This window comes from Paenibacillus sp. J22P218, assembly GCF_056269195.1.
In genome coordinates this window covers 246,848-256,286 of sequence record NZ_JBWDNL010000009.1, presented here as the reverse complement: position 1 = coordinate 256,286, position 9,439 = coordinate 246,848, and the positions used below count along the sequence as shown (strand labels likewise).

Here is a 9,439-nt window from a genome sequence, read left to right as displayed (position 1 = left end):
TAGGTTCGGGGTGGAAGCACAGCAATGTGTGTAGCTGACGAATACTAATCGGTCGAGGGCTTATCCTAAAAGGCTTATATGGTCCATACAACCTATAGGCAACAGCTAAAGCATTCATTCAAAACGTTCATATTCAGTTTTCAAGGTGTAAGCAATCATGCTTACTTACAAAAACCTGAGCGATTTACGCTTAAAGGTTTTTTTTGTGTATTCAAATAAGCCGCGGTTGTATAATGAGTTATGTTTTCTACTTGAGAGGAAGAACAAGACGGAATGGATTCAAGTGCGGTTATTTTGTTCGCTAATCAGTCGTTTCAACAACCTAGCCATGGCTGTTCTTCCATGACGAGTCGCGTAGTCTAGAGCGGTATCTCCGTTGCGGTCAGGCAACTCGATCTCTGCCCCGCATTGGATGAGAACGTATACGATTCGCATATTCTCATGAAGTGCGGCGGCTATGAGCGGTGTGATCCCCATCTCATTGGAATAGTTGACGTCAGCACCTTGAAGCAATAACAATCTCACTTTGGAGTAGTCATTATGAAGAACCGCTGTGAATAAAGCCTTGTCTACCCCTGCATCTCGTTGTTCGTTCTTTGTCCCCTGCATCATCATTGTCCTCTGTTCCTATGGATCTCGCTTACAAGTTGATCGACTTGCCGACACAGCTCGATAATCTCGTTATCCTGCCATAGCTCCTTATTAGCCGATAATAGAATCAGACGATTTCGCAGTTGCTCAAGCCGTTGTTCCAAAGGAGCGTCCATTAAGCCACCTCTTTCATTTATTGTTGCGATTAACGTAATAGTATCATTTTATCGCATTGTCATAAGTTGTGATAAATGCCATAAGTTCCATTTGCTAAAACTATTTTTGCTAGTCGAGTAGGGTTTGTGAAACTAGGCCATTCGTTGCTACAATAGAGCTAGACCTATTAACCGCGCGAGGATGGAAGGAGTACATGATGGAGGAGTTTGAGACTGCACTCGTAAGACCGGAGGGGGTAGGGACATGGACGTATGTCACAATTCCCTGCTCTGTAGAGCATCTGTACGGAGCGAAAGCACAGGTAAGGGTCAAAGGAACAATTAACGACATCCCTTATAGAGGTTCATTGATGCCTCATGGAAATGGCTCGCATTATATGGTCGTCAATAAGACGCTTCGGGAACAAGTGAAGGCCGAGGCGGGTGAGAGCGTGCGTATGACGATGGAGCTGGATACGGCTTCGCGTGATGTAGAAGTTCCGGAAGATTTGGCGATAGGTTTGGAGCAAGACGAGCAGGCACGTTCAGCCTTTGAATCTCTTTCCTACTCGCATAAGAAAGAATACATAACGTGGATTGAAGATGCCAAGAAGGCGGAAACGAGACAGAACCGTATCGTGAAATCGATTGAAAAATTGAAAGCCGGCGAAAGGCTGAAATAACGCGGGAGGACTAGCCTGATGGCAAAAAGCGAATTGGGACTTTATTTAAGAAGCGTTAGTTTGCTTCGTGATCTCATACCTGCCTTCGACAAGTATCCGTTCAATCTTAGCGCGATCCGCGAATTGGAACGGCTTGACTTTCATCCTAAGGTGACTTACATCGTCGGCGAGAACGGGATGGGCAAGTCTACCTTGATGGAGGCGATCGCGATTGCACTCGGATTCAACCCGGAGGGCGGAACGATTAACTTCTCGTTCTCCACGGAAGCGACACATTCCGAGCTGCATGAATATATAAGACCGGTGAGAGGGGCTGTGCGACCGAGAGACGGATTTTTCTTCCGGGCAGAGAGCTACTACAATCTGGCTACAAATATTGACGAGATGGACCGTCAGCCTGGTTTTGGCGGTCGTGTCATTGACTCGTATGGGGGCAAATCGCTCCATCAGCAGTCGCATGGCGAGTCGTTTTTTGCTGCGTTTCTCAACCGTTTCGGCGGGAACGGTCTTTACATCATGGACGAGCCGGAGGCGGCTTTATCGCCGCTTAGGCAGATGGCAATGCTCTCGCGCATGCATGAGCTCGTACAGCAGCGCTCCCAATTCATCATTTCGACCCACTCGCCGATTCTAATGGCCTATCCGGACTCTTATGTCTACAGCCTAAGCCCAGAGGGGATATCGCTTACGACGATGGAGGAGACGGAGCACTACATAATCATGAAGCAGTTCCTAAATCATAAAGAGAAGATGTTAAGAGAGTTGTTCGGCGAAGAAGATTGAATCAGTAAAAGGAGAGAGACGAGATGGCATTGGAAATTGAACGTAAATTTTTGCTGAAAGAAACGGTGGAAGGCTTGGTACGGCAAGGGGAGATTCAGGTCGTATCCGAGCAGCGGATCGAACAGACGTATTTGGCGCTCGATGTGAATCAGGAGCTGCGCGTCCGTAAAATCACGGATGTGGTGACGGGGGAGCTTAGCTTCACGCATACGTTCAAGCAAGGCAACGGGCTTGCGCGCGAGGAAATTGAATACAGCATTACGGAATCGATCTATGAGCAAGTCGTTAACGCCTTTCAAGCTGTTCCTCTTACGAAAAACCGCGTCACCGCCGAATGGAACGGTGACATAGTAGAGATCGACATTTACGATCAGCTTAAGCTTACCGTGCTGGAGATCGAGTTCGAGTCCGAGAGCGAAGCGCTTGCATTCGAGGCACCCGAGTGGTTCGGCAAAGATATCAGCGATGAGAGGCAATACAGCAATAAGACGGTATGGCGGGAGTTACAGAAGAAATAAATTCATTCACGGCAAACGAGGAGGAAACGCATCTTATGCTGCAATCGCTTCAAGCCATTCAGGCTTATCGCCAAGGCGAGCCCGTCAATCCGGAACGGCATCCTTGGCTTCATTACCTCACGTCCGCGGAAGAAAGAATCGTTAACGTAGAGCGAATAAGCTCCCTCGATCAGTTAAAAAATGCAAATCCGGTACTCGATTATGTGGAGAGAAGCTTGCGTATTCTGGATGCGAAGAAGCTCTCTTATTGGATGAAGGACGCGCTTGAGCAGGTACTAGCCTGGTCGGAGACGGCCAAGGGCGGCACGTTCAAGGATCGTATGCGCTGGCAATCGGAAGGCATTAATATTTTCGTCCATAATAGCGGATCAGCCCAGCTCTACGAGCGTTCGCTGAACGAGGGGCGGTTAGGCGGAGAGGCTGCGATTATTACTTTGCTCATTGAATCCCACGGGTTGATCGGTCAGCAAATCCGCGGAGAAATACCGCAGTCCGAGGGCACAGCTCTGCTCGAGAGCATCGATAGCGGACAGCTGACGGGGGAGGAATTGGAGCAGCTGCTACTCCAGCTTAACCATTGCGTGATCGGGGCGGTAGCACCCGAGCTATGGGAAGCCGTAGGCGCAGAAGTGGCGGAGCGCATTCACGAGCTTGCCATCGAGCGATCAGCAAGAGTGGAGGAAACCCGTGATCGGCTGCGAAGAATGCGCATGTTGTCGATCAAGCGCGGCGAAGCGTTCGATGATGTGTACGATAAGCTGAATCAAGCGTACGGGCTTCAAGAGCTGCTTGAGCCGCTGAGCGAAAAGACATTTTGGTATGCGGAGCCTGCTCTGCAGGACTTCTCGCTGGAGCACTTTCTGAAGGTGATGGCTATCGCCGGCCGCAATGAAGGTTTGAATGATGTGCGGCATATTAGTTTCGAGAAGCTAATGAATAGCATGTACTATGACTACCGCGGCCAGAAAAAAATTAATGTCTATAAGCAGCGCATCATGGAGAAGTATTTGAATGAGCTGGATTGGAACGCTATTCGATCGGGCCGGATGACGCAAAGCAATCCGCATTTAAGCCATAGGCTGAGTCAGAAGGAACAGCTTGAGGATACGATATTTGTCGAGTTCGAATTTTCCGCCGCGGCGGAGAAGCTAATCGCTTTCTGCGTGGAAGCCGAGAAGTCGCCGCTGTACGAGCGGGCGGTATTGCTGCTGTATGATCTGTTCGAGCTGCGCAGGGACAAGTACGACCGTTTCCACAACGAAGAGGTGTACTTGGCCGACATGAACCAAACGGCGGATTACAAAAAAATTATACTCGACTACGTCGTCGGAGACCGCGTCATTGATATCGGTCCGGGCGGAGGCGTGCTGCTTGATCTAATTGAGGAGCGACTGCCTGACAAAAAAGCGATTGGCATTGATATTTCTACCAATGTCGTAGAAGCGCTGAACCGGAAGAAGCAGCTTGGCGGCCACCGCTGGGAAGTGATGCAGGGCGATGCGCTGAACCTGAAGGATTACGTAGAGCCGGGCAGCATAGATAGCGTTATTTTCTCATCCATCATTCATGAGCTGTACTCCTACGTCCCTTATAACGGCAGCAAGTTCAATTATGACACGATAGCGGCTGCGCTTCGCAGCGCATATGATGTCCTCTCCGAAGGAGGGCGTATTATTATTCGCGACGGTATTATGACCGATCCGCCCGATATGACGAGAAAGCTTCGTTTCCTTCAGCCGGATGCGATGCCATGCTTGGAGCGATACAGCAAGGACTTCGCTGGCCGCAAAATCGTATTCGAGAAACTCGGTGACAACGAGGTGCGAATGCCGGTTAACGATGCGATGGAGTTTCTGTATACATACACCTGGGGAGAAGAGGCTTATGTGCATGAGGTGCAGGAACAGTTCGGGTATTTCACGCCGAATGGCTATCACGATTTTATCCGACTTACACTAGGAAGCAGCGCTAGAATAGTGACGAGCAGCCATTACTTGCAGGCGGGCTATACAGAGGCGCTGGCTGACAAGGTAGAGCTGTACGGGGAAGACGGCGTACATGTGCCGTTGCCGGACAGCACCTGCTTCATCGTCATTGAGAAGCGAAAGGGTAAGGAGTAGATTCATTTTAACAGTCCTGGGGAGATCAAGTAGATGAAGAAATTCGCTATCATTATCATGAGCATCATCATTATGGTTGTGGCTGCACCTATTCACGCTGCTGCTGCAACTACTACTACTAGTTTCAAGGATGTTCCAGCCACTCACTGGGCTAAGGACGTTATAACCGAGGCAGCTAAAGCTGGCTATGTGACTGGCTACCCTGATGGCACTTTCCGACCTAACGACCGAGTCAACGTGGATGAGTTCATCACCATGATGATCCGCTCCCTGACGGCGAAGCAGTCCAACGGCAAGGTGACTTGGTCCATGGAGTACTTCGACCAGTTGAGCTACCCTATGCAGTCCAACCTGGTTGAGACGACGGAGTACTTCGACCCTAACAAAGTCGTGTCAGCGACTAAGTACTGGGCTGACCCCTACCTCGACCAAGCTCAGCGCATGCTGTTCTTCAAGCGCGTCGATCTGGCTTGGGGCGGCAAGTTTAACGTGAGCCTGAGCCGTGAGAAGGCTGCTTACCTCGTCATGTCTCTGCTGGCTTGGTCTGAGCACCACGAGAACGAGATGCTTGCTGACCTGGCATGGAGCGACATCAAGGACAAGAACAGCATCGTATACACGACGCACGTCATCGAGGCTTACATCAAGGGTGTCATAAATGGCTACCCTGACAAGACTTTCAAGCCTAAGGGCTACATCACTCGTGCTGAGTCTGTCGTCCTGGTCGACCGCATCGTGAAGAAGTCTAATCGCACACCTCACCTGCCGGAACTGTCTGGTAAGCACCACACTACGGTTGCGATGCCAAACGGTGACACGAAGTACTACGTCTTCCCTAACGCTGAGTTTAATAAGCTGTTCGACGCCCTTGAGGCAGTCCAGGAAACTGCTCCTGCTGACAGTTATCTTGAGGATGCCCGCGTCGTTCAGACTTATTACACAAACAAGGAAGATTACGACAAGATGACTTACGATAATTATCGAGGCATCTACGACTTCCAACCTTCTGTGATGAGCGTAGGCCTTGGTTCTTCGGACATTGACTTTGGAATTTCAATAGATTCTAAGTATTCAATTAAAGGATATGAAAAGATCTACAATACTTTTGTCCATTTTATGTTCGAGTCCAAGTCAGAGCAGTTCAACAAGATTTTCATGGACAAGCTTAAGGAACGGAAGGAAAAGGGCACAATTAAGCCAGTAACTATGGTGATCAACAACCGTGAGGTTCGTATCACGACTGTAGGTTACAATGGAATTGTGGCTTACATTTCGATTAAGCGATAACGGAGGTAGAACGTGTCATTGATGCGATGAGGAAACTCGTTTTTTTTGTAGGCGGTGCGGGGGCAGGCAAGACAACGTTGGCGAAGGTGCTGGCGTCGAGACGCGGTGCGGCTCTATTCGATATGGACACGCTGCTGCGTCCCGCGGCGGTTGCGCTGATGACGCAAGCAGGATTAGACCCGGACGACCGGGATTCGGCGGCCTACAAGGCGCTCTGCCGTGATCTCGGCTATCGGATTACGATGGACGCAGCGCTGGAGAACGTGGCGATCGGGAACGATGCGCTCGTGATTGGTCCTTTTACGAAGGAGACGGACGATCCAAAGTGGATTGAGACGGAGCTTGCGAGAATCGGAGCAACGCTCAGCGATGTCGAGGTCTCGGTCGTGTTCGTCCAGCTGAAGGACGATCGACAGCATTATGAGCGAATCGCTAGGCGGGGCTTGCCGCTCGATCAATACAAGCTTAAGCACTGGGAAACGTTCAGCCAAACGTCGCTTGCCTCGCGGGAGCTGAAATGGAGCATTCCTGCGAGTTCCGTGCTTTATTTCGACAACTCCGGTGAGCTTAACGAGCAGACGATAGACCTGGTGGAGCAATTCGTCTATGGTGCTGCGAAATAGCCGTATTAGAAGCAAACAAGGATGACCCCTGAGGGTCATCCTTGTTTGCTTGCTTCAACGAGATTGGCGTAAAGCTCTCGCGTCTTGGCAGGGTCATTTTCATTGTAGATGATATAGGTGTAAGGCAGCTTGATCATGATGTAAGGCGGTTTGTTTTTGTAAATGTACAGCTTAGTCTTGCCAAGTGAGTCTAGCGTGAAGCTGCCTCTTGCATAAGCAGCGGTTGCCATGCCGTTCGTGCGAAAACCCGAAGGAACGGTGTCCTCAAGCGTAATTGCCACCACATCATTCAGCGGGAAATCGAAATCGTAAGGCGAATAATCAATGGCAATACGTCCGCTATTCTCAATGGTCAGTACAGGCCCTGTGTAGTCCGACTTAATGGCAAAAGCGCTAAGTGGAAGGATAATGGCCAAAGAAACGATAATCGTTCCGTATTGAATCCTTCTGCCTGTCCGAGTAGCCATATTGATCGTTTTTCCGATACCGACTCGCTTCGGCACCATGACCGACGGGTCGTTCGGATTATAATAGGTGGAGCCGTTCTGCCAATATTGATCGTCGTCGATAAGGACGCTTTGACCATCCGTATGGGCGATGTCATATGTAAGCATGGCGAGCTTGTTATGAACGAACAGAATTCCGGCCACTGGGACCAGGGAAACGAGCAAAACGCCGATGAGCCAAAATACAAAGGTCGACGAGCTGCCCTCGGACAATATCAGGTAACCCGTAATTGCGCAACCGCTCTCGAAGATCGCCATGGACAGCCATAAAATAGACCAATACCGTCTGCCGGCTGAATGGATTGCCTCGTTAACGAGCTTGTTCTCGCTATACAATTTGGGCTTCATTCTTGTAAATGCTGCCGAGAGGGCGAATAAGATGGATGTTATGCCTAGGGACGCTACTCCCGTCATGCGCAGCAGCATGTCCGATTGTTGGAATGACAGGATGATGAACACTAATGCGACAGCTACAGGTATGGCGAACCAGTATGCGGATAATAGGGTCGCTTGCGTGAAGCTGCTAATTTTATCGTCGATGCGAACCGTACGCGGCTCGCCTATGAACCATTTCTTCTCCCTCTTCAGCATAGCGGCTCCATGATGGACGCGGATAAAGGGCAGCCTCGATGTGTACAGAAAGACGGCTAGCCACATTAGCGTGTAAATAAGCGACAAGGAGAAGAAACTGGTAAGTCCGAACAATGGAATTACTGCAAGCAAGGCAATCGTAAAGTAGACGGTATACGACTGATTGTACAACGTTTTCAGATCGAGCAACTGCTTGTCGTCTAGTGCTTCCGGGGGAAGCGTAATCCCGAATAGAATGCTGCCTTTCGGTTTATTTTGGCCAAAATAGATGAGAAGCACGATGATGTAAGTGATAAAGATCGGGATGAAAAGTATGTATTTATCCAAATATTCAAGCCTCCTGGTTATGGTTACGATGAGTTGTAGTATTTAAGCAGCCGCAAGCTTTACTCCTATTATACGAACATTTATACTTCTAGGTGCACGGTTTTTTTGATATTAAAAGTTTTTAACCACAATTAAACGCAGTAAGGATGGGAATTAGATGGTTAGATTCGGAGTTATCGGAACGAATTGGATTACGGAGCGGTTTATCGACGGGGCGCGCGAGGTCGAGTCATTTCAATTAACGGCGGTTTATTCGCGAACGGCGGAGCGCGCGGAGGAGTTCGCTGCCAAGCACGAAATTTCAAATACATATACAGATATAGCTGCCATGGCGGCAAGCGGAGAGATCGACGCGGTGTACATTGCGAGTCCGAACTCGTACCACGCACAGTATGCGATTGAATGTATGAAGCATGGCATTCATGTATTGTGCGAGAAGCCGATCGCTTCCAACGCGAAGGAGCTGGGCGCGATGATTACGGCGGCGAAAGAGAACGGCGTGCTGCTGATGGAGGCGCTGAAGTCAACATTCATGCCGGGTACGGCAGCGATTAGGGAGCATTTGTCCAAAATCGGAACGGTGCGCCGTTTCTTCGCGAGCTATTGCCAATACTCCTCCAGATACGATGCCTATAAGGCGGGCACGGTGCTTAATGCGTTTAATCCTGCATTTTCGAATGGCGCTATCATGGATATCGGCATCTATTGCATCTATCAAGTCGTAGCGCTGTTCGGCAAGCCTGATGAGGTGAAGGCAACAGGCGTTAGGTTAGAATCGGGTGTCGATGGCGAGGGAAGCCTGCTCCTGAAGTACGCGGACATGGATGCGGTTATTATGTATTCGAAAATAACACAATCCTCGCTGCCTTCCGAGATTCAGGGAGAGAACGGCAGCATTCTCATCGATAAGATCAGCGAACCGGAGAAGGTCGTCATCCAGTACCGCGACGGCAGAGAGGAAGACCTGTCGCAGCCGACCTCCGGAAATTCGATGTATTACGAAGCGAAGGAATTTATCGAGTTGGTCGAGGCCGGCAAGACGGAATCGGCGATTAACTCGCTGGCAACTTCCATGCTGGCCATGGAAGTTATGGATGAGGCGAGAAAGCAGCTGGGGCTTGTGTTTCCGGCGGATTTGAAGGCTTAAATGGTAGTTGAGACTGCTCTTAGGAGCAGTCTTTTTTTTGTATCAATCGGGCTGTAGATTAGCTTGGAAATCATCCAGTCAAACTAAAAAATCCAATGAAATGGCGAG

General features: G+C 49.6%; 10 protein-coding genes. 7 read left to right on the top strand and 3 right to left on the bottom strand.

Annotated features, from left to right (window positions below):
• Positions 1 to 279: 279 nt before the first annotated feature.
• Complete coding sequence (locus tag AC0YN0_RS29595) at positions 280 to 615, bottom strand: ankyrin repeat domain-containing protein (protein WP_475824520.1); 336 nt, start codon at positions 613 to 615, stop codon at positions 280 to 282.
• On the bottom strand, positions 612 to 767 hold the full coding sequence (locus AC0YN0_RS29590) for a hypothetical protein (protein ID WP_475824519.1): 156 nt from the start codon (positions 765 to 767) through the stop codon (positions 612 to 614). Before AC0YN0_RS29590 ends, AC0YN0_RS29595 begins: the two co-directional genes overlap by 4 nt.
• A gap of 194 nt (positions 768 to 961) precedes the next feature.
• On the opposite strand from AC0YN0_RS29590, the gene AC0YN0_RS29585 reads away from it, so the two are divergent.
• The 6 genes from AC0YN0_RS29585 to AC0YN0_RS29560 are packed head-to-tail and all read left to right on the top strand — an operon-like array spanning position 962 to position 6,760.
• A complete protein-coding gene (locus AC0YN0_RS29585) occupies positions 962 to 1,429 on the top strand; it encodes a YdeI/OmpD-associated family protein (protein WP_475824518.1) in 468 nt (155 codons plus the stop codon).
• 18 nt (positions 1,430 to 1,447) lie between these two features.
• The gene (locus AC0YN0_RS29580) at positions 1,448 to 2,212 is read left to right on the top strand and encodes an AAA family ATPase (protein ID WP_475824517.1); all 765 of its coding nucleotides are present in this window, start codon (positions 1,448 to 1,450) and stop codon (positions 2,210 to 2,212) included.
• 23 nt (positions 2,213 to 2,235) lie between these two features.
• Complete coding sequence (locus AC0YN0_RS29575; RefSeq protein ID WP_475824516.1) at positions 2,236 to 2,730, top strand: CYTH domain-containing protein; 495 nt, start codon at positions 2,236 to 2,238, stop codon at positions 2,728 to 2,730.
• Between the two features lie 35 nt (positions 2,731 to 2,765).
• Positions 2,766 to 4,850, top strand: coding sequence for a class I SAM-dependent methyltransferase (locus AC0YN0_RS29570; RefSeq protein WP_475824515.1), 2,085 nt, complete (start codon positions 2,766 to 2,768; stop codon positions 4,848 to 4,850).
• A 33-nt stretch (positions 4,851 to 4,883) separates the two neighbouring features.
• Entirely contained in the window at positions 4,884 to 6,137 is a 1,254-nt protein-coding gene (locus AC0YN0_RS29565) for an S-layer homology domain-containing protein (RefSeq protein WP_475824514.1), read from the top strand.
• A gap of 26 nt (positions 6,138 to 6,163) precedes the next feature.
• Positions 6,164 to 6,760 carry a P-loop nucleotide/nucleoside kinase family protein gene (locus AC0YN0_RS29560; protein ID WP_475824513.1) on the top strand — a complete coding sequence of 199 codons (597 nt, stop codon included), beginning with the start codon at positions 6,164 to 6,166 and terminating at the stop codon, positions 6,758 to 6,760.
• A 35-nt stretch (positions 6,761 to 6,795) separates the two neighbouring features.
• Here AC0YN0_RS29560 and AC0YN0_RS29555 read toward each other — a convergent pair whose 3' ends face one another.
• A complete protein-coding gene (locus AC0YN0_RS29555; protein WP_475824512.1) occupies positions 6,796 to 8,184 on the bottom strand; it encodes a DUF5808 domain-containing protein in 1,389 nt (462 codons plus the stop codon).
• Between the two features lie 157 nt (positions 8,185 to 8,341).
• Here AC0YN0_RS29555 and AC0YN0_RS29550 point away from each other — a divergent pair, with 157 nt between their 5' ends.
• Positions 8,342 to 9,331: a Gfo/Idh/MocA family protein gene (locus AC0YN0_RS29550; RefSeq protein WP_475824511.1), complete on the top strand. Its 990-nt coding sequence runs from the start codon at positions 8,342 to 8,344 to the stop codon at positions 9,329 to 9,331.
• Positions 9,332 to 9,439 lie beyond the last annotated feature (108 nt).